This is a genomic window from Virgibacillus necropolis (assembly GCF_044793635.1).
In the GTDB taxonomy this organism is placed as follows: Bacteria; Bacillota; Bacilli; order Bacillales; family Amphibacillaceae; genus Virgibacillus_F; species Virgibacillus_F necropolis_A.
The window spans coordinates 1,819,897-1,840,605 of the sequence record NZ_CP084992.1 but is presented as its reverse complement, the minus strand read 5'-3'; the positions used below and the strand labels follow the sequence as shown (position 1 = coordinate 1,840,605).

18 protein-coding genes are annotated in these 20,709 nt (G+C 37.3%); 11 read left to right on the top strand and 7 right to left on the bottom strand.

Features of this window, described 5'->3' with window-relative positions:
• Positions 1-74: 74 nt before the first annotated feature.
• Positions 75-1,376 (bottom strand): branched-chain amino acid transport system II carrier protein, encoded by a 1,302-nt coding sequence (gene brnQ / locus LG329_RS08715; RefSeq protein WP_404456046.1) that lies wholly within the window; start codon positions 1,374-1,376, stop codon positions 75-77.
• Between the two features lie 340 nt (positions 1,377-1,716).
• On the opposite strand from brnQ, the gene LG329_RS08710 reads away from it, so the two are divergent.
• Entirely contained in the window at positions 1,717-3,561 is a 1,845-nt protein-coding gene (locus tag LG329_RS08710; protein ID WP_404456044.1) for a cation:proton antiporter, read from the top strand.
• A 173-nt stretch (positions 3,562-3,734) separates the two neighbouring features.
• On the opposite strand, the gene LG329_RS08705 is transcribed toward LG329_RS08710, so the two are convergent.
• On the bottom strand, positions 3,735-3,908 hold the full coding sequence (locus LG329_RS08705) for an SE1832 family protein (RefSeq protein ID WP_404456042.1): 174 nt from the start codon (positions 3,906-3,908) through the stop codon (positions 3,735-3,737).
• An 87-nt stretch (positions 3,909-3,995) separates the two neighbouring features.
• Between LG329_RS08705 and LG329_RS08700 the strand changes: the two genes are divergently transcribed.
• Complete coding sequence (locus LG329_RS08700) at positions 3,996-4,850, top strand: GNAT family N-acetyltransferase (RefSeq protein ID WP_404456039.1); 855 nt, start codon at positions 3,996-3,998, stop codon at positions 4,848-4,850.
• A gap of 200 nt (positions 4,851-5,050) precedes the next feature.
• Here LG329_RS08700 and LG329_RS08695 read toward each other — a convergent pair whose 3' ends face one another.
• A complete protein-coding gene (locus LG329_RS08695; protein ID WP_404456036.1) occupies positions 5,051-6,142 on the bottom strand; it encodes an AI-2E family transporter in 1,092 nt (363 codons plus the stop codon).
• 188 nt (positions 6,143-6,330) lie between these two features.
• Here LG329_RS08695 and LG329_RS08690 point away from each other — a divergent pair, with 188 nt between their 5' ends.
• Positions 6,331-8,073, top strand: a complete 1,743-nt coding sequence (locus LG329_RS08690) for a phospho-sugar mutase (protein WP_404456033.1) — start codon at positions 6,331-6,333, stop codon at positions 8,071-8,073.
• An 80-nt stretch (positions 8,074-8,153) separates the two neighbouring features.
• Positions 8,154-8,513: a DUF488 domain-containing protein gene (locus LG329_RS08685; protein WP_404456031.1), complete on the top strand. Its 360-nt coding sequence runs from the start codon at positions 8,154-8,156 to the stop codon at positions 8,511-8,513.
• A 32-nt stretch (positions 8,514-8,545) separates the two neighbouring features.
• Here LG329_RS08685 and LG329_RS08680 read toward each other — a convergent pair whose 3' ends face one another.
• Entirely contained in the window at positions 8,546-8,881 is a 336-nt protein-coding gene (locus LG329_RS08680; RefSeq protein ID WP_404456028.1) for a type II toxin-antitoxin system RelE/ParE family toxin, read from the bottom strand.
• Entirely contained in the window at positions 8,868-9,137 is a 270-nt protein-coding gene (locus LG329_RS08675; protein WP_404456025.1) for a type II toxin-antitoxin system Phd/YefM family antitoxin, read from the bottom strand. Before LG329_RS08675 ends, LG329_RS08680 begins: the two co-directional genes overlap by 14 nt.
• 195 nt (positions 9,138-9,332) lie before the next feature.
• Between LG329_RS08675 and LG329_RS08670 the strand changes: the two genes are divergently transcribed.
• The 4 genes from LG329_RS08670 (at position 9,333) to LG329_RS08655 (ending at position 13,888) form a co-directional block, all read left to right on the top strand.
• Positions 9,333-9,773 (top strand): OsmC family protein, encoded by a 441-nt coding sequence (locus LG329_RS08670; protein WP_404456022.1) that lies wholly within the window; start codon positions 9,333-9,335, stop codon positions 9,771-9,773.
• 121 nt (positions 9,774-9,894) lie between these two features.
• The gene (locus tag LG329_RS08665; protein ID WP_404456019.1) at positions 9,895-11,289 is read left to right on the top strand and encodes an L-cystine transporter; all 1,395 of its coding nucleotides are present in this window, start codon (positions 9,895-9,897) and stop codon (positions 11,287-11,289) included.
• Between the two features lie 727 nt (positions 11,290-12,016).
• Positions 12,017-13,042, top strand: coding sequence for an acyltransferase family protein (locus tag LG329_RS08660; RefSeq protein ID WP_404456016.1), 1,026 nt, complete (start codon positions 12,017-12,019; stop codon positions 13,040-13,042).
• 15 nt (positions 13,043-13,057) lie between these two features.
• Positions 13,058-13,888, top strand: coding sequence for a sugar nucleotide-binding protein (locus LG329_RS08655; protein ID WP_404456014.1), 831 nt, complete (start codon positions 13,058-13,060; stop codon positions 13,886-13,888).
• A gap of 43 nt (positions 13,889-13,931) precedes the next feature.
• Here the strand turns inward: LG329_RS08655 and LG329_RS08650 are convergent, their stop codons facing one another.
• Complete coding sequence (locus LG329_RS08650) at positions 13,932-15,281, bottom strand: YjiH family protein (RefSeq protein WP_404456012.1); 1,350 nt, start codon at positions 15,279-15,281, stop codon at positions 13,932-13,934.
• 218 nt (positions 15,282-15,499) lie between these two features.
• Positions 15,500-17,641 (bottom strand): choice-of-anchor J domain-containing protein, encoded by a 2,142-nt coding sequence (locus LG329_RS08645; protein WP_404456009.1) that lies wholly within the window; start codon positions 17,639-17,641, stop codon positions 15,500-15,502.
• 257 nt (positions 17,642-17,898) lie between these two features.
• Here LG329_RS08645 and LG329_RS08640 point away from each other — a divergent pair, with 257 nt between their 5' ends.
• From LG329_RS08640 to coxB, 3 genes are all read left to right on the top strand, one after another.
• Positions 17,899-19,518 carry an ABC1 kinase family protein gene (locus LG329_RS08640; protein ID WP_404456006.1) on the top strand — a complete coding sequence of 540 codons (1,620 nt, stop codon included), beginning with the start codon at positions 17,899-17,901 and terminating at the stop codon, positions 19,516-19,518.
• Positions 19,519-19,520: 2 nt separating this feature from the next.
• Positions 19,521-19,823 (top strand): phasin family protein, encoded by a 303-nt coding sequence (locus LG329_RS08635; protein ID WP_404456003.1) that lies wholly within the window; start codon positions 19,521-19,523, stop codon positions 19,821-19,823.
• 172 nt (positions 19,824-19,995) lie between these two features.
• Positions 19,996-20,685: a cytochrome c oxidase subunit II gene (gene coxB / locus LG329_RS08630; protein ID WP_404456000.1), complete on the top strand. Its 690-nt coding sequence runs from the start codon at positions 19,996-19,998 to the stop codon at positions 20,683-20,685.
• The last annotated feature ends 24 nt before the right edge of the window (positions 20,686-20,709 follow it).

The following is a 20,709-nucleotide window of genomic DNA, read 5'->3' as shown; positions in this document are numbered from 1 at the left end:
TGGCAACATCGAACTACCCACGTTGCGTGGGCACAGTCCATACGTCGCTTAACGGGCGCTTGCGCTTTTCTAAATTAATTAGCGTAACTAGGATTTGCTACTTTACTTACAATTAAGCCAATAATTCCACCGATTAAAGCTGGTACAATCCAACCTAGGCCTAGTGCGAAAAATGGTAACATTTCCATGTATGGCTTAACCGTTGATAAATCCATACCAAATGCAAGTAGTCCATCATATAAGCTTGTAACGGCTGTAAAAAGAATTGCCCCTTGGTAAACAGGGCGAGCACCGTGAAATAGATTTTGTATAAAGGTTAATATGATCAAAACAATTGCGATCGGATAAATAAAAACGAGCACCGGTACAGAATAACTTATGATCGTGTTTAATCCTTGGTTAGCAATAAGATAGCTGACAACTGTAGTCAATAAGATTATCTTATTGTAACTTAAGCGTGTAATCTTGGTGAAAAACTGTCCGCAAGCAACAATTAATCCGACGCACGTTGTAAAACATGCCAAGGCTACAATGACTCCTAATAACAATGCACCGAAGCTACCGAATAGCACCTCTGCGGCGCTGGATAGAATGTCGCCACCGTTACTGTAATCCCCAATTGTCGCCATTTTTGCACCAATCCAACCGATGGATCCGTACACGATAATTAAACCAGTACCTGTAATGATACCTGCCTTTATTGTAGATTTTACAAGCTCGCTTTGCGTTGTAATTCCACGCTCTTTGAAGGCATTTACAACGATAATACCAAATGCCAAGGCAGCGATTGCATCCATGGTTAAATATCCTTCAACAAAGCCAGTGAAAAATGGTGATGATGCATATTTTTCAATAGGGTCTACCATAGGGCTATCTAACAGAATAAATCCACCAACAGCTAAAGCGATGATTGCAATTAATAGAATTGGTGTTAAATATTGACCGATACGGTCCACCATTTTGGATGGATTTAAACTGACTACATAAACCAATATAAAGAAGATCGTTGTAAATATAAATAAAACAAGTGTAGACGAAATGCCTGCTGTAAATGGTTCTACACCCATTTCAAAAGCGACCGATGCAGCGCGTGGTATACCGAAAAATGGTCCGATTGCTAAATAAACAACTGATGTAAAAATAAGTCCAAATAATGGATGAACCTTATCAGCTAATTCCCGTGCATCATTTTTGACAAAAGAAATGGCTGTCACAGCAAGGATTGGTAATCCGACACCGGTAATCACAAATCCAGCGATAGCTGCCCAATAAGAAGTACCTGAATCAATTCCGAGGGTTGGAGGGTATATTAAATTACCAGCACCAAAGAATAACGCAAAAAGCATAAATCCAATTATAAATGTATCTTTTTTCATGATGATAGCTCCTTCTGGTTAGACTAATAAATGCATGACAGCCGTAAACGCTTACAAATATTGGAACAATCCCAGGATTGTTTTCAATATTATCAGATAATTTATGATAAAATACTCCGCGTATCTAAAACTTTTTGAATCATGCACAAAGCAAGAACAATCTTAACAATTTTTGTAATAGCTTGTCAACATAACTTAACAAAGAGTTTTAACAGTTATGTGAATAAATAAATGGAAACTTTTATTTGTAAACGGATTAAAATTGTTTACATTAGCATTATTCACATTTAAAATGATTTTATATAAAAACCTTGATAATGATATCAAGAGGGGGTTTGATATGGTTCCATCTGTTCTTTTTGAAATTATGCTTATCGGTCTTTTAGGGATTGGGTCTCAATGGTTGTCCTGGCGTTATCGTATGCCAGCTATTGTTGTCATGTCTGTAGCAGGGCTATTGGTTGGTCCGATATTTGGTTTGATGAATCCTGAGGAAGACTTTGGAGATTTATATAACCCAATTATTACTGTCGCAGTAGCGATTATTTTATTCGAAGGTAGTTTGAACTTAAGCTTTAAAGAATTACGTGGATTAGGGAAGCCGGTTTTCCGGATTTCGTCAGTGGGTGCATTTATTGCATGGATTTTAGGATCACTTACTGCACATTATATAGCAGGGTTATCATGGACAGTCGCATTTGTAATTGGAGGACTGTTTATTGTAACAGGACCAACTGTAATCTTGCCTTTATTACGACAATCCAAATTAAAGCCTCGGCCAGCGAAGATTTTGAAATGGGAAGGTATTATTGTTGACCCAATTGGTGCATTACTCGCTGTATTTGCATTTGAAATTATTGCATATTTTACAGCAAATAACCCAGATGGATCTCAACTTATCTTATTCTTTGCAGCATCCATTTTTGCAGCAATACTTGGATGGGCATGTGGCCGCGGAATTGGCTGGATGTTTGAAACAGGTAATATTCCAGAATATTTGAAGTCGCCGGCAGTATTTGTAGTTGTTATTTTGTGTTTCACTATAGCGGATGAAATCATGCATGAGACAGGGTTACTTGCGGTAACTGCTATGGGTATGACGCTTGCAAACATGGGAATTAGTTCTGTTGCTGATATGAGGCACTTTAAAGAAAACATGTCTATGCTATTAATTTCAGCAATCTTTATTATGCTGACTGCGTCGTTACAGGTAGAAGTATTATTAAAAATCTTTCAACCAGAGATTATCGGATACGTTCTATTGATGATGTTTGTTGTTCGACCATTATCCATCTTCTTATCAACTATAAATACTGATTTGTCGTTGAATGAAAAATTGTTAGTGGGTTGGATTGCACCACGTGGAATTGTTGCATTAACCGTGTCCAGCTACTTTGCATCCATACTAAGTGAAGCTGGATATGAGGACGCTTCTATCATAACAACGCTCACGTTTGGACTTGTGTTTTTCACCGTTGTTGCCCACGGGTTTTCTATTCGGTGGATGGCCAAAAAACTCCATCTATCCATGGAGGGACGTCCAGGTACACTTATTGTAGGAAGCAATCAATTTACAGTTGAATTAGCTAAGTCATTAACAAAAGTGAAGGCGCCAGTAATTATTGTTGATTCTTCATGGGAACGTCTTCGAAAAGCACGCGAGGCCGGAATACCGTTTTACCATGGGGAAGTGCTTTCTGAACAAACCGAATATCATTTAGATACAACGCCATATGATTACTTAATTGCAGCGACTGAGTTCCATTCGTATAATGCGTTAGTTTGTACAACGTTTATGCCGGAATATGGTAGGACAAATGTATATAAATCAAGTCCGTATACCTTGGTTGATAATATGAATAACATTGTTGATAAAATTGGTGGGAAAATCCTATTTAAAGAAGAAATTTCGATGGAGGATCTCAGCAATAAAATAAAAAGTGGTTATGTTTTCCGTCAAACGACAATTACAGCACAATATAATTATAGCCGTTACCTAAGTGAACGGGACGATGAGGCTGTTTTGTTATACATGTTGAAGCCTTCTGGTAAAATGTATTATTATGCCGAAGAGATGAAAAATACACCGGAAGCCGGTGATATCGTGGTGAGTTTATCGCCACCAAATAAGGAACAAAAAAAAATTAAAGAAAAACTAGAAAACAAGCGTAATAATAATCAATAAGGAAAAGGAGACTCTTTTGACGGGTCTCCTTTGACTTTGTCCAAAATATAAAGTTCCTGATAAAACGGACGATTTCCTGATAAAATTCGAATTATCCTGATAAACGTGCAAAATTCCTGATAAAAGCTAGAAGTCCCCGATAAAACACCATGGCCAAGCACCCGGCAAAAGTGTTATTCCTCTAACTGCCTGTTAAGTTCGGAAATTTCTTTTTCTAGTCGTTCAAGTTGTTTTTCTTCGATGTTGGTTCGTTGACCTACCGCTTCCACTTTATCCATATCACCCATAATACGGGCGTAATCTGCCTTTAGTTCTACTAATTTTGCTTCTATATCTTTTGTTTTCAATTCTTTCACCCCTAGTGATTTTTTCTGATAAAATCCTCTTAATAGTAGTGTATACTATATTACAATCTCAAAAAAGGGGGAAAAAAGATGAATCTTCATTTTGAAAATGATGCAGAAAAGTATTCAGATTTAGTAGAACCATTATTATTAAAAAAAGAAGCATGCAATAATTTGATGCTGGGACTTCTTAATCGGATTGCGGAGGGACGTTCTGTTTACAAAGACGTGTTTTTGGGATATGTGGAAGAAGACGGGGAAGTTATATTTGCTTTTATGCAAACACCTCCAAATAATTGGATTTTCCCAGATGTGGATTCAATCGAGGAAGGTGTCCCAAAAGCGATTGCAGGATTTTTACGGGACAATAATTTGGGTGTTCCAGGAATACTTGGTCCAGAAACTCTCGTAAAACCATTTGTTGAAGAGTGGGAAAGATTAAATGATGTGTTGTCTAGTGTACATATGAAACAACTTATTTATCAGCTGGATGAGGTTAATTCTGTACCTCAAACTGACGGTGATTTAGTCGAAGCACATGCTAATGATTACCAGCTTATTTCAGAATGGCTCGTTCAATTTGGGCGAAAAGTAAATGAGGCAACAACAAAGGGAGATGCAGAAAACCTAGCAACTCAATTTTTAAATAATCGTTCTGCTTATTTTTGGAAAGTAAATGGTAAGCCTGTTTCAATGATTAATCGTTCAAGAAGCACAAAGAACGGTGCGACAGTGAATGCTGTTTTTACGCCTGATGAACATAAACGAAAAGGGTACGCGACAAGTTCAGTTGCAGCGTTCACAAGTAAGTTACTGCGGGATGGAGCGAATTTTTGCAGCCTTTACACTGACGCAGATTATCCAACATCCAATCGTATTTATAAAAAAATTGGCTATTATGAGGTTGGCACATCTGTGGTATATGAATTTAACTCAAAAAAATGATCAGAAAAACCCGCTTAGATTTTTGATTGATCTAAGCGGGATTTATTCTATATGTCTAGCTCCAGCGCCCAGCGCCTAGTGGACTTCCTTCACCTCCGTACGATAAGTCAAACATCGGTTCGCTTTAGCTCACCGTGTTTCCTTTATCTCCTTCGGTTCAGTCCAGTCCATACGTCGCTTAACGGGCGCTTGCGCTTTTCTTATATCAATGCATCCTTCTTACTCTCTTGTGATTCTACATAAGTTTGGTAAAAATGGACGATGATTGTTTTGACAACGGCATAGAATGGGACTGCGAACACGATACCTAAGAATCCAGCAATGCTCCCCGCTGCTAAAATGATTGTAATAATGGTGAGTGGGTGCAGTTGTAATGCACGCCCCATCACATTTGGTGAAATCAGGTTCCCTTCAATTTGTTGAGCCACGATCATAATAATTCCAACCCAAACTGCCATCATTGGATCCTGGAAAAACCCAACGATTATAGCCGGAATGACTGATATAAATGGGCCAATAAATGGAATGACACACATTAACATCCCAAACAGCGCTAACGTAAGTGCATAAGGCAAATCAATGATGAGATACCCAATAAACAATAGTACCCCAATTGAAAAACTAACAATAAGCTGCCCCTGAATATACGACGTTAGTGCATCATCGAGCTTGTGCAGAAGGCTTTTAATATTATCAGCTTTTTTCTCTGAAAAAATTTGGGTGATAAAAGGAGCAAATTTTTCACCATCTTTAAGCATAAAGAATAAAAAGAATGGTACAAGTACAATAGCAAAGACAAAACTGATTAATTGTCCAATAAACCCAAACAAAAATGATGTAGCAGTTTCGACATAAGACTGTAAATTTGATGTGATGTTATTTATCGTATCATCAACACCTGCAGGCAGTGCATCTTGATTAGATTGCCAGTATGTAATTAAATCTTGTGCACCTTCTACCATACCTGGAACATTATCAATCAGATTGGAGAATTGTTTTTGAGCAATTGGTGCAATATATGTAGCACTTAGGTATATAAGTAAAGAGAGTAACAGGAATACAATAATAATGGAAAATACGCGGTGTACTTTATATTTATCTAAAATCCTGACAACTGGTTTTGTTAAATAAAAGAGTACACCAGCACCTATGATCGGAATAGCTACCGCACCCATGTATTTAAATATTGGATCAAATATAAAGTTTGTTGCAGAGATTAATAGAATTAATAGAAATATCATGATGAATAATGTAAGTGTCTTGAACCATCGCTTTTTATGCAAATGTATCACACCTTTCTTTATGAAAATATATAGTTCCTTTCATTCTACCCGTTAATGGATATAATAGGAAGCGGAATTCTATAATTTTTGCCAATTATTCCTACCAATAAACGATACATAGGTAAATAGAATTAAATTGTAAAATGTGCTAAACTTTGAAGAAGAATAATAAGGGTTGTAATAGGGGGATATATTACATGAATAAATGGGAAACAGCTTACGAGAAGTGGAATTCTTTTCAAAACTTAGATCCTTCCTTGAAAAAGGATTTAAAGGATATTAAAAACGATAAAATAAAATTAGAAGATGCTTTTTATAAAGAATTATCATTTGGAACAGGTGGAATGCGCGGTGTTCTAGGACCTGGTATTAACCGGATGAACATTTATACTATACGAAAGGCTGTTAATGGTCTTGCTAATTATTTAAAAGTAAATTGCGTAAATGTGAATGACCGTGGAGTGGTTGTTGCATACGATTCACGCTACATGTCGCAGGAGTTTGCGCTCGAGACTGCTAAGGTTCTCGGCTCGTATGGTATAAAAGCATACGTATTCAACGAGCTTCACCCAACACCAGTATTGTCATTTGCTGTTCGTAATTTAGGAGCAGTAGCAGGGGTAATGATTACAGCTAGCCATAATCCGCCGGAATACAATGGCTTTAAAGTATACAATGAAGATGGTGGACAAATTGTACCTGATGAGGCAGCTGAAATTATTTCCTATATTGAACAAACTGAAAACGAACTGACTGTGCCTTTTATCGAACAAACTGAACTTGAAGATAAAGGTTTGTTAACCTGGATTGGTAGTGAAGTAGACAATGCCTATTTGGAGCAATTGAAACAAATATCCAAGCTCGGAGAAGCGGAACTTGAAAAGGATAAAGCATTAGATATCGTTTTCACCCCACTTCATGGAACATCCCACGATTTAGTCTTAAGGGGACTTGCGCAACTGTCATTTCCACATGTTCATATCGTTGAGGAACAAGCCAAGCCAGATCCGGAATTTTCAACTGTTGCATCACCAAATCCAGAAGAACATCAAGCATTTAAAATGGCAATTGAAAAAGGAAATAACGTAGATGCTGATATTTTAATTGGAACGGATCCGGATGCTGATCGATTAGGTGTTGCTGTCAGGGATGCGGATCAATCATTTAAAGTATTAACTGGTAATCAGTTAGGGGCTTTATTATTAGACTATTCATTGTCACACAGTGATCAGGCTATGCTATCAAATGCACGTGTATTAAAAACAATTGTGACAACGGAATTAGGAAGAGCAATCGCTACCCATTATGGGGCAAAAACAATCGACACGTTAACAGGATTTAAATATATTGGTGAAAAGATTCGTCAATTTGATAGTACAGGTGAGACGTTTATCTTCGGTTTTGAAGAAAGCTACGGTTATTTGATTAGCAGCTTTGCACGAGATAAAGATGCTGTACAAGCTGCCATGATGGCATGTGAAATGGCATACTATTGGAAAGAGCAAGGGAAGACCCTACTTGAAGCATTAGATAGCCTTTATGCGAAACATGGGTATTTCTTAGAAGGGATGTCCTCGCTAACGCTTAAAGGTAAAGAAGGATCGGACAAAATTGCATTGATTATGGAAGATGTTCGGAAAAATCCATTGACTGAAGTAGCAGGGCTTAGAGTGGAGAAGATGGAAGACTATGCCACAGGTGAGCGTACTATTTTTGGAGAAAGTAATGAGCAGGAAACAATGGATCTTCCAAAAGAAAATGCGCTTAAGTTCATCCTGGATAAAAATAGTTGGGTATGTCTACGTCCTTCTGGAACAGAGCCTAAAATTAAGTGCTATTACGGTGTGTGTCAAGAAACAAAAGAGATAAGCCAAAAAAGTCTTGAATCTTTAAAAGAAGCTATGGATCAAGTGATAAACCGTGTCGTTCAACATGGTTAAGTATACTTAAGCAATCAACTCTGTGTTGGTTGCTTATTTTAATTCAAATCGGGTATTGATGTAATAGGAGGGATTTCGGTATGGCCGTAAAGATGAAACGAATTTATGAAGAGGCATCCCAGAATGATGGAGTACGCGTTCTAGTTGATCGTGTTTGGCCGAGAGGAATGTCAAAGGAGGATGCCAAGCTTGACCATTGGATAAAAGAGGCTGGACCGTCAGCAGATTTACGCAAATGGTTTGGCCACGATCCGGACAAGTACGATGATTTTAAACAGAAGTATAAGAAAGAGTTACAGAATGGAGAGCAGCAGGAAGCACTTCAGGAATTAAAAGATATTACGAAGAAACATCAAAAAAGTGTAACGCTTTTATATGCCTCAAAAGAAGAGAAATATAACCAAGCAAGCGTGTTAAAAGAAATATTGGATCACCAATAAGTAGACTTCGTGAATGGAGTTTACTTATTTCTCTACAATTCTTTATTGTTTATTTGGTTATTATTTGCCAGTATTTCCGTATAATTTCTAGCTCCATGTAGCACTCGATAAATATAAACTTTATCGTTAATCAAACGGTAGAATACAACATAGGGATTAATTGTTATCATTCGAAAAGAGTATAGTTTTAAAGAATTTTGCGTTAGTGAAACACCTGCTTTAGGAAAGTTCTCTAAATGTTTTATTGATGTAAAAATTGCTTCAAGCATTTTCGTTGCAGCAGCTGGGTTGTCAAGCAATATAAAGTCAAAAATATCATGAAGATCATCATTTGCTATTGGAAGTAATTCTATATTATATTTTTCCATCAATCTTATCCTTTAGATTCCTATGCGCATTTTCGAGTGAGATAGTATCTTTTCCTGATAAACGTTGTTCTTCTGCTTCAAGAAGCTTTTCTTTTAACTCAAGAATCTTCTCCCTTCTTTCAAAAGTATCTATATCCATGAGTACCAGGTCACCTTCACCATTTTTTGTAATATAAACTGGCTCTGCTTTTTCACGAGCTAACTGTGAGATGTAATTGTAATCATTTCGTAGTGTTGTTGATGATTTTATTAGCATTATATATATTCCCTCCAATCATATAATTATAGTATTATTATACCATAATTATATGATTAAAATTCGTTAAGTTTCCTGAATTGCGATGGGTAGCCGTTTATCATAACAGTAGCAGATCAATTGGTAGTAAGCAGGTCATTCATTTAATATTTGGTAAGAATTGCGGTAAAATGAAATTTAGAAAGAGGTGATTATATGGCAGAACATCTTTTTGAACTTAAAGCAAACTGGCCAGGCGGTAGGAATAGTGAAGGATATATAGAAGCGGGAAATTTAAAAACGAAAATCTCCATCCCACCAGAAATGGACGGACCTGGTGTTGGTACGAATCCAGATGAAATGCTTTTAGGTGCTGCTGCTACTTGCTATTTAATAACCTTAGCAGCAATGATTGAACGAGCAGATCTTCCGTTAAACGAAATGTCGTTAGAATCTGATGGAATAGTGGATGTGACGAATGGGGTATTTACTTATAAAAAAATCATCCATAAGCCATCTGTGAGTTTGACAGCAAGCGCGACCGAAGCGGATTACAGCAAAGTAGAAAAGTTAGTTACCAAAGCGGAGAAAAGCTGTATGATCTCACGTGCGCTACAGGGCAATGTGGAGATGGAACTTCAACCAACAATAAAATAGGATAACGCCTACGCTGACATAAAATATGTTAGCGTTTTTTTGTTTTATTAAACTTGTCCAAAGGTGTAAATCACTTTTTTCAAGCATATATTAAACAACTACGAAAAAGGAGGTAATGACGATGAGTTTAGTATATGTTTTGCTTAACATCGCACTTTTACTAGGTATTATCGCCCTTTTAATCTTTATGCAAAAGAAGCACTTCTCATTCAGCAAGCGCGTTTTTGCCGGTCTTGGACTCGGAATTGTATTAGGGGCTATTCTTCAAACTGCTTATGGCACCGGGTCAGATATTTTAAATGAAACAACCGAATGGTATAACGTAGTCGGTCGGGGATATATTCGCTTGTTAATGATGATTGTAGTGCCACTCGTTATGGTGTCGATTATTCAATCGATAATCAATCTCGAAAAATCATCAGAACTAGGAAAGATGGCTGCATGGATAATTGGAATCCTTGTTTCTACAGCAATGATCGCCGCCTTGGTTGGGATTGGAAGTGCAGCATTATTCGATTTAAACGCCAATCAAATTGAAGCGGGCCAGGCAGAGAATGATCGGGGAGCGCTGCTGGAATCACGGCTTGGAGATGTGGAAGATTTATCTACACCAGAAAAAATTCTATCATTCATTCCTTCTAATATATTCCTGGACATGACTGGAGACCGACCTACATCAACTATCGCAGTAGTAATTTTCTCAATAATTGTAGGGGTTGCCGTCCTGGGAGTACGTCGAAAACATCCTGTTCATGCAGAAATGTTTACTAGAATCGTGAATGCTGTTTATGCAGTAGTTATGCGTATCGTTACCATGGTTCTCAGGTTAACACCATTTGGAATTCTTGCATTGATTGCAACTACCGTGGCGAACACAGATATAGGGGGAATCATTGAATTAGGTAAATTTGTTATCGCTTCCTATGTTGCGCTATTCGTTATGTTCATAATTCATCTAGTCCTAGTTGGTGTATTTGGTTTAAACCCAATGATGTATCTGAAAAAAGTTTTGCCAGTATTAAGTTTTGCATTTACATCCCGTTCAAGTGCAGGAACGATACCTCTAACGATTCAAGCACAGAAGAACTCCCTGGGTGTGGACCAAGGTATAGCAAATATGTCAGCATCATTTGGTGCAACAATTGGTCAAAATGGTTGCGCAGGAATTTACCCAGCTATGCTGGCAGTTATGATTGCGCCAACAGTTGGTATCGATCCATTAACGCCAGGATTCATTTTGCAGCTTGTGTTAATTATCGGTATTAGTTCATTTGGAGTTGCGGGCGTCGGTGGTGGTGCTACATTCGCGGCTTTAATCGTTCTTTCATCTATGAACCTTCCAGTAGCATTAGCGGGTCTTTTAATATCCATTGAAGCTTTAATAGACATGGGGCGCACAGCGCTTAATGTGAATGACTCCATTTTATCCGGAACGTTATCATCGCGGATATTAGGGAAGTTGAACATAAAAACGTTTCATGATAAAACGGCAATTGAAAAAGATACTTCATTATAGGTACAGAAAAAGTCGCTTCCATTGAGGAGCGGCTTTTTTTACAAGGCTCTTTTCGTACACATTGTTGCTTTCATTTTTCATAGTTGATATAAAATGCGACGTAAGTTTAGGTTTATTTCCAAAAACATGTGCTATTGCTGCCGTCCAGGATCGCTCCGGGCGGATGCGCACCTTAGGGCACGGCCTTAGCCTCCTCGAGAAAACCACTCTGCGGGGTCTTCGGACACGTGCTGTTCCCGCAGGAGTCACCGCCCGGAACGATGCTGAACTGGTAAAGCTATTTACGTAAGAATTCTTTGTCATTTCTTTTAACTAATGAATGCTGTTATTGGCAAAAAATTATACTAGCAGCCCGTATACACGTAGACTCCTGCGGGAGGACAGGCATCGGTGAGACTACGCAGTGCGTTAGCACAAGGAGGCTCACCAGCCGCCCTAAGGTGCGCGAAGTGTATACGGGCTGCGGCTGCCTAAGTAACTTGTTTCATTATAAGTACTACAGATCTAACTTAGATAGAAGTTACGCCGCAATATATATCTATTCCCTTATAAAGCAACAATCTTTGGGAATATAGCCTTTTACAATTATTACGTGCTAGTTTCTTTATTTCATTCCATTTACATTCCTTTAACAACCTCATGAAATCTACTAAATTGTTACGTATTTCTTTTAAGAAGCGGGTATAGTAATGGTACACAGGATATTAACATAAAAGGAATGAGATAAATGGAAAGAACTGCATATTTCGATAATGCGAAGTTAGCACTTATATTTTTAGTTGTTTTTGGTCATTTAATTCAGCCGTTTACGGATGGATCACAAGGAATTAACACATTATATATGTGGATCTATACTTTCCACATGCCTGCGTTTATTTTTTTAGCGGGATTTTTCGCAAAAGGACTAGGGAATAAAAAATATATCATGAATTTAGCGAAAAAACTGTTGTTGCCATATTTGATTTTCCAATTATTATATTCAGGATATTACCTCTTTCTAGGTCATAATGACTGGCAAACAGGTATCTTCTATCCACATTGGTCATTATGGTTTTTATTCAGTTTATTTAGCTGGCATCTATTGCTCTATTTTTTCAAGAAAATGCCACCGTTGGTAAGTATGACATTAGCAGTGGGGATAGGTTTAATCGTTGGGTACTTTGGTGAAATAGGCCACACATTTAGTCTGTCACGGACCTTTGTATTCTTCCCATTCTTCTTAATCGGGTATTGGTTAACAAAAGATCATGTGATGTTTTTAAAAAGAAAAAGTATGCGTTTTGCTTCATTAGCAGTAATGGCAATTGTTGCAATCGCGATTTTTATCGCACCAGATTTTAACTCTGGATGGTTACTAGCTTCGAAGTCGTATATCGATTTAGGCCTACCAGAATTTGGTGTTGTTGCCCGTTTACTCGTTTATGCAACTTCAGCTGCTATGGCAATGAGTGTTTTAGCATGGATCCCTACAAAGAATAATTTGCTTACAAAGTATGGAACTCAAACACTTTATGTCTATTTACTTCATGGATTTTTCGTACAATTTTTCCGTGATACAAATTTATTTGAAGTAAATGGCGTTATGGATTTAGTAGGATTAGCAGTAATTGCTGCGGCTATTGTACTATTATTATCAAGTAAACCTATTCAGGTAGTTTCACAACCAATCATTGAGGGTAAAACATCTATATTGCGTAATTCCAACAAAAGGAGTAAACACAACCAGCCAGAACCTTCACACCTAAATAAATAGAATAGGAAGGTGAGTATGATGAAAATATGTGTATTTGGTGCAAGTGGATATGTAGGGGCAACCGTATACGAGAAGTTAAAGCATGCGTCAGAAGCAGATGTTGTTGGAACGTACTTGAAGGAACCAGCTTTATTTGATGATTTATATAAGTTAGATGTAAATGAACCAGAATCATTTTCCAATTTTTTTAAAAGTGAGAAGCCTGATGTTGTGGTATGGGCTGTAATGAGTGGTCCAAATGAACACAAACTTACCGATCAAGGTCTGATGCACTTATTAACACATCTTACACCGCAGACTAAATTGGTTTACATTTCATCGGACTTTGTATTTTCCCATGGTGATGGACCATATAGTGAAGAGGATCCGTTATCAACTTTACCAGATGACCATAGTTTTAGTAACTATGCAAATGGAAAAGTTAAGGCAGAACGTTTAATTGATAACGAGTTTTCTAATTATGTCATATTGAGAGCGGGACCGATTTATGGAGAGAATGCGGTAGGAAAATTAGATGATCGGACAGATCGTTTATCTTATCATTTACGGTCAACTAAACCGATAGATTTCAGAGATGATTTAACTCGATCCTTTGTACACATTGAAGATTTAACAAACGTTCTCGAGGAAATGGTGTTTAATAATGTAACAGGTGTTTATCATGTCGGACCTGAGAAGAAACAAAGCTTTTACGATTTCATGAAAGCAACTGCCCGTCAAATGGGTTATGATGAAACATTAGTAATCAAGGGTTCTGAGGAAGAGGAAATAGACACAGAAATCCCTAAAGATACGTCACTAATCACAGATAAAATTAAGGAAGTAACGAATCAAAGGTTTCGTTAAAAACAAAAGCCGCTTCGACATTGTCGAAGCGGCTTTTAGGTGATTAAAATAACATATGTGCAATTAACGTAATGATAGGCAAACATATGAGTGTGCGAAGTAGGAAAATGATGAATAATTGTACAAAGGATACAGGGATTTTTGTACCGAGTATCAAGCCACCTACCTCTGACATGTAAATTAATTGTGTAACAGATAAAGCTGCAATAATAAATCGAGTCATTTCAGCCTCAATAGATGCTGCTAAAATAGATGGTAAGAACATGTCAGCAAAACCTATCAAAATTGTTTCGGAGGCTGCTTGAGCGAATGGAATATTCATCAGTTCGAGCAATGGGATGAATGGCATACCCAACCATGTAAAGGTAGGGGTGTACTCTGCGATCATTAGGGCTACTAGACCAATTGCCATAACGATTGGTGCGACACCCATCCACATGTCTAAAATATTTTGTCCGCCTTCTTTAAAAAACTTCAGAACGCTTGATTCTTTTTTAGCTTGATCAAGTGCTTTTTTGTAGCCATATGTTAACATATTATGTCCTTCAGGAGCAGATTCGTCCATATCGTCTTCTGCGTCATTGATATAGGTGTTTGCATATTTGGATAAAGGTGGAATGCGCGGCATAATGAATGCAGCAACCAGTCCAGCGATAATTACCGTTAAATAAAATGAGATAAACATGTCTCCGAGACCAACTTGTTCAATTACGACGAGTGTAAAAGTAATTGATACAACAGAGAAGGTAGTTGCAATAACAGCTGCATCACGCTTGGTATAATAGCCTTCCTCATATTGTTTACTAGTAAGTAGTACTCCAATCGTTCCGTCACCAATCCATGAAGCAAGTGCGTCTATGGAAGAACGTCCCGGTAATCGGAATAGTGGGCGCATTATTTTAGTCATTAATGTGCCAAATAAATCCAGCAAGCCATAGTTCATCAATAAAGGCAAAAATAAACCCGCAAATAAAAACACGGCAAATAAAACATGAAGTAAAGAACCTAAAAGCAATTGTCCAGTGCTTTCACCATAAATTACTTCTGAACCTAATTTAAAGTAGACCATAACTGCAAAAACCGCAGCAACTACACGCGTAAATGCCCAAAACGGTGTAACGTTAAATAGCTGTTTGAAAAATGGTGTACGATTTAGTTTGTCACCACCAATTATTTTTACAATAACTGTACCTAGAGCAGTTATAATAATTATCCACATCATAATAAGTGATAAGTAGCCTGCAAGTAGTCCTTGGATCCAACCTGCCATTAAAGCAATTGGAATCGTCATCCCATCCCCGGATGGAACAGGGGTCATAAATAGGAAAATACCAAGTAATGATGGAATGATAAATTTAAGATGATCTATTAGTTTGTAGTTTTGATTATTCATGGTGTTCCCCCAGTCTGATTTCTATTTCTTTTCATTATACGAGAAATTGCGAAAATAGCAAAACCTATTTTGTATAAGCGATTCGGAGGAAATGCGAGGATATTGGACAAGATATTAATATAGCGACTCTCATGCAAGTATACCAATAATAATTCATGAAAAAAACTGGCAATCAACGAATCAACGTTGGTTGCCAGGTATTCGGCGCGAATAGTTAATTATTTATTGTTGCCTTTATGTTTTCCGTTATTTCCATTATTATCCTTCAATTCAATGCTGTACTCGAATGGTACAGGGTTACGTTGATCAGATGGTGCCGCATACCAAGTTGTCATATAGTTTGTACCTTTCTTAAACAATTGGCGTAATTGCAGTGCATCTTTATCGGTTACATTGAATGGATCAATATGCATTACTTTGTATTTATCATGTTTATCCTTATTCACGAATGTAACCGAATAGTTTACATAGTTTTGAAGAAGTTCTGATTTTGATACAAAGCTGTCCGTACTTGTTCCGTCAAATGATAGTCCAATTTCTGGAATTTCAATATTATCAACAAACCAACCTTCTTCTTGGTAGCTCCAGTCAGTTAGGTAACGGAAGGAAATGTAAACTTCTTGTCCTACATACGCTGATAAATCGAAGCTTTCTTCCGCCCAGTTTTCACTAACACCAGTGAAGCCAGGAAGATTTTCCTTAATCGTAGGATATCCTGCATCTACTACATCGGAGCGAGTGTTTTCATTAGCTAAGCTTGTCCATGTTTCACCCTGGTCAGTAGAAACCTGGACAACGCCAAAGTCCCATTGTTCCTCAATTTGTTTAAGATGATCAAAGGTAAGGGTAGGATCCGTTGTACCTGTTAGATCAGCCTTGAAAATTAAATTGTTATCAGCTTCTGAGCTATTACCACCCCAGAAGACTTGATTCGATTCATCTTGAGGGTCTGCAACAGTTTCCCACTGAATTGGTAGAAAGTCTATACCATCGAAGGTAATGTTTTTAATTTTACTATCGAAGTCTAGTACTTGGTAATCAGCGCCCCAAGCAGGAACACCATCTTTTTCATATAGTTTTGCTTTATCAAGGTTTACTGTCATACCACGAACTTCTCCATCGTCAACAGGAACCTCTCTTAAATCAATGCTATCAAATCCATAAATTCCTTTTTTGCCTTTAATATTATCTTGGTCATCGATTAAAACTGCTGCGACGAACTTTTCATAGACACTTTGGAAAGTCTCGTTTATACCGTTATCTTTATACGCTTGTTCATAGCTGTCTATCGTATTTAATGGACTTTTTGCTACATCTAGAATGAAGTCTTCCCCAAATTGTTCATAGTTATATAGGGTAAACAAGTACGACACTCCGTAATCTGCAAGTGTTTCTGGACCTGTTTCAGCGTCTACGTGCTCATCCCAGTTTACTAATGAGTTTTCTGGATGGTCTAAGAAAAAGTTAATATGTCCATATGGATGACCATAGCCACCTAGGTACTCAGCAAAGCCTGAGAATCCTTCATTTAACCATGAAGTTTCATCACTATCATTATCAGCATGAATTAAATGCTGCATTTCATGAATAGTTGTACCGTAGAACGTACTTTCCAGACGTTCCTCCCAGTTGTTTGAATCAATTGAAATAATATTTCTGTCTGTGTACATTTCAAGAGTTTGCCAGAAGAATCCAGCAACGAAAAATGGGTAAGTTGGATCAGTGTAATTTTCGTCTGGAATGTTACTCACTAATAGCATTATTTTGTCGTTACCATTTTCATAATATCCTTCAGGTACAGCGCCTATATCTTCCAAAACAGCATTGCTACCTGTAAGAGAATCAGGAGTACCAAAGAAATTTGTTACCGTTGGATAAATATTTGAATCAAACTCAGCAGCTAGCTTGTCCACTTGTTCTTGGGTGACAACCTGATCAGGGCGTGGATCTCCCTCAGGGAAGCCTAAGTCATTTGCAACCCAGATTTCCACGTTTTCTCCCACACTTCTTAAGGTATATTCCTGAAACGCTAAATTTCTATCAAGAAATTGCTTCGTACCGCCATCAAAGGTGAATTGCTGATCGTTTGATGCGGTAGATGCGCCATCCGTTTCGCTTGCTTCTAACCCTTCCGCAGCTTCTCTAATTTTTTCCTGTGCTTCTTCTTGGAAGTCCTCATCTTTTGATAATTTATTTAGTTCAGAAGTGATGTCTTTTACATCACCATATCTTTCTGCATCCCAATTTTCTATGGTGTCATTCTTCACATTGTTCTCTGTATTTGCTGCAAAAGATGCACTAGGTAAAACTAACGATAATGCTAAACCTAATGTAGATGTTAACGCTACCAATTTCTTCATAAAGAACCTCCCGAATTTTTTTGAACTCCTGTGAAACGCGCCATATGTACTAGTATAAACGAATAGGTGTTTATTTTCAAAAAATTATGAATAGTTAATTCGGACTATTCTTTCGACATATCTCGCAAAATCATAGGCAAAAAGTCTAATCTTTCCTACAACAGTTCACATTGTTCATGTTTTAAGGGAATTTTCCTTGTTTAAATACATATACTTTAAGGGTAAAGTATGGCGAGGTGTTGTATGTGGAAAACGGAATGAAATTCAATGTTGTATATCGATGTTCGGTCATTGTCTGGATGATATTTAAATTTATTTGTCAAGCTTCCTTATTCCATATAAGACATCGTATTTGGGATGATCGAACTAGGCAAAAATGGAATAACCTATTAAAGAAGCAGGCTAGAGAGTATCGAAAAACTGCTGTTAAACTGGGTGGTGTACTAATAAAAGTAGGGCAGTTTTTAAGTACACGTGCAGACTTTATGCCTGATGTTTTTATACAGGAATTGGCGGGACTTGTAGACCGTGTATCTCCTTCTTCTTTTTCTTATGCAAAATCATTAATGGAAAAAGAGTGGGGTGGGGATATATATGACCATCTATTGGAAGTGCAAGATAAGCCTGTGGCAGCAGCTTCGATCGGACAAGTTTATAAAGGGAAGTTAAAGAACGGGAAAGAGGTTGCGATAAAGGTTCAGCGGTATCGTGTCCGTGATATCTTTCATATGGACTTCACCGCAATGAAAATTGTATTCTGGATGATGAAAGTTCTAACCAATTTTGGGAAAAAAGCAGATTTAAATGCATTATACCGTGAGTTAATATATGTCATGAATCGAGAGTTGGACTTTGAACAGGAACTAGCATTTGGTAACTATTTTAAAGAACGTTATAAATCGAATACAGCTATTTATATACCAGAATATATGGAACAACTTTGTACAAAAGAGGTACTGGTTATGGAATGGATGTACGGTGCGAAAATAACCGATCTCTCTTACATGAATAAACACAACATTAATATTCAGCAAACGGCTAAAGAACTATTTGACGTTTACTTGGATCAGTTTTTACATGATGGTAATTTTCATGCTGATCCGCATGCAGGAAATTTGTTGATTCAACAGGATGGCACGATTGTGATTATTGATTTTGGAATGGTTGGTGAAGTGCGGAAACAGGATACACATTATTTTAAACAGATAATCCAAGGGCTAATTATGGATGATTATGATAAAGTGGTACAAACCCTGGACGATATGAATTTTGTCTTACCGAACGCTAATCGTGGTAAGCTTAAGAAAATGATCAAAGAAACAATTGCCATGTACCAAAATGGATCATTTACGAAAATGGACACACATACAATGGATACGATAAAGGACGATATTCGTTTATTTATCAAAGATCAACCAATCCAACTATCAGCAGATTATGCTTACTTGGGAAGAGCAATTTCGATAGTTTTCGGTTTATTAATCAGTCTTTATCCAGATGTAGATATTGAGAAATGGGCAAAACCTAAAATTAAACAGTGGATTGGCGGGAAAGGTTTCACCGATTCCATCTATAAACAAGTTGCTAAAGATGCAGCAAAACCAATTCTATCCTTTCCGAAGGCTATGTTAGGTTGGCTGGAAAATGGGGAAAAGAATAGGCAATGGGAGAAAGAAAAACAACAAACACAGTTGTATCACCATTTTTATTTATTTGTAGAGTTAATTAGTTTTATCATGATAGCAGGGGGAATGTATGCTGGTGTCTACGTCTATGGGATTATTGGGTATCTAATAACTGGTGTATTTTCGATTACATTAGTTATTCTTTTAATAAAGCATTACCGAATGATAGGATTAAGAAATAGGAGGTCATGATGATGAGTGATTTTTTGAAAAAAGGTTTTTTATTAGGCTTGGGTGCAGCAGTTAGCAGTAAGGAAAAGCTGGATAATAAGCTTAAGGAATTAGTGGATAAGAACGAATTAACACGTGATCAAGCTAGAACCGTTATGCAAAACTTCCTCGATAAAGGCCAAACAACGAAAGATGAGTGGAGTACAAAACAATATGAACAAACGCAGGCAATGGCGAATGATTTAGGTATAGCCACGAAGGAAGACGTCAATGAATTACGAGCGAGAATTACAGAGTTAGAATCGAAATTAAAGCTGGAAGAATAAGATGCAAGACTGTCCTATTAGTAAAGGGCAGTCTTGTTTTTTTGTTGTGCATTAAAGTGGTCGGGTTTAGATCTGGAATTTTCGAATGGCGGATACAAGTCGCCATGTTTAATACTACTGCTTATCGGTAATAAGTTTATTACTATCATTTTGAAAGAGGCTGATTGTTTCTATGAAAAAACTACTAACAATCCCGCTATTTTTACTTTTGGCAGGTTGCGATATAACCGTATTAAACGCAAAAAGTGAAACAGGACAAGACCAGGCTTTTTTGATTTGGTTTAGTTTTGGTCTCATGATGGTTGTGTTGCTGATTGTATTTGTTTTGTTTGCGAGATTTGTGTGGAAGTACAGAGAAACTAGTCTGAATAAAGATACGCTTCCTAAAGATGTGAAAGGAAATAAAAAGCTTGAAATTACTTGGACTACATTAGCTGTTTTATTACTGGCAGTTCTTGCAGTGCCGACTGTAGCCATTACATATAATCAATCACCTATCCTTTCGTCTTCTGAGGAAACTGAACAATCGGCGGTACATGTTAATGTGACGGGACAGCAGTATTTTTGGACTTTCAGTTATGAAAATGGAAAAGAAACGACAAACAAACTGATCATTCCTGCTAATAATACTATTGTTTTCCATTTGAAGTCTAAGGATGTTATTCACTCATTTTGGATTCCGAAGCTCGCAGGTAAAACTGATGTGTTACCTGGTAAAGAATTGATATACAAAATTGTTAATCCTGAAGAAGGTACTTATGAAGGGCAATGCGCAGAGTTCTGTGGGGTCCAGCACACCAAAATGCAGTTTACAACTGAAGTCGTGTCAATCGCAGACTATGAGGAATGGTTGGGAAAATAAACCAAATCGAATCTTATAGGTAGA

Coding starts and splice junctions, on each gene's coding strand:
- brnQ (WP_404456046.1), bottom strand. CDS start 1,376: ATGAAAAAAGATACATTTATAATTGGATTTATGCTTTTTGCGTTATTC.
- LG329_RS08710 (WP_404456044.1), top strand. CDS start 1,717: ATGGTTCCATCTGTTCTTTTTGAAATTATGCTTATCGGTCTTTTAGGG.
- LG329_RS08700 (WP_404456039.1), top strand. CDS start 3,996: ATGAATCTTCATTTTGAAAATGATGCAGAAAAGTATTCAGATTTAGTA.
- LG329_RS08690 (WP_404456033.1), top strand. CDS start 6,331: ATGAATAAATGGGAAACAGCTTACGAGAAGTGGAATTCTTTTCAAAAC.
- LG329_RS08685 (WP_404456031.1), top strand. CDS start 8,154: ATGGCCGTAAAGATGAAACGAATTTATGAAGAGGCATCCCAGAATGAT.
- LG329_RS08680 (WP_404456028.1), bottom strand. CDS start 8,881: ATGGAAAAATATAATATAGAATTACTTCCAATAGCAAATGATGATCTT.
- LG329_RS08675 (WP_404456025.1), bottom strand. CDS start 9,137: ATGCTAATAAAATCATCAACAACACTACGAAATGATTACAATTACATC.
- LG329_RS08670 (WP_404456022.1), top strand. CDS start 9,333: ATGGCAGAACATCTTTTTGAACTTAAAGCAAACTGGCCAGGCGGTAGG.
- LG329_RS08665 (WP_404456019.1), top strand. CDS start 9,895: ATGAGTTTAGTATATGTTTTGCTTAACATCGCACTTTTACTAGGTATT.
- LG329_RS08660 (WP_404456016.1), top strand. CDS start 12,017: ATGGAAAGAACTGCATATTTCGATAATGCGAAGTTAGCACTTATATTT.
- LG329_RS08655 (WP_404456014.1), top strand. CDS start 13,058: ATGATGAAAATATGTGTATTTGGTGCAAGTGGATATGTAGGGGCAACC.
- LG329_RS08650 (WP_404456012.1), bottom strand. CDS start 15,281: ATGAATAATCAAAACTACAAACTAATAGATCATCTTAAATTTATCATT.
- LG329_RS08645 (WP_404456009.1), bottom strand. CDS start 17,641: ATGAAGAAATTGGTAGCGTTAACATCTACATTAGGTTTAGCATTATCG.
- LG329_RS08640 (WP_404456006.1), top strand. CDS start 17,899: ATGAAATTCAATGTTGTATATCGATGTTCGGTCATTGTCTGGATGATA.
- LG329_RS08635 (WP_404456003.1), top strand. CDS start 19,521: ATGAGTGATTTTTTGAAAAAAGGTTTTTTATTAGGCTTGGGTGCAGCA.
- coxB (WP_404456000.1), top strand. CDS start 19,996: ATGAAAAAACTACTAACAATCCCGCTATTTTTACTTTTGGCAGGTTGC.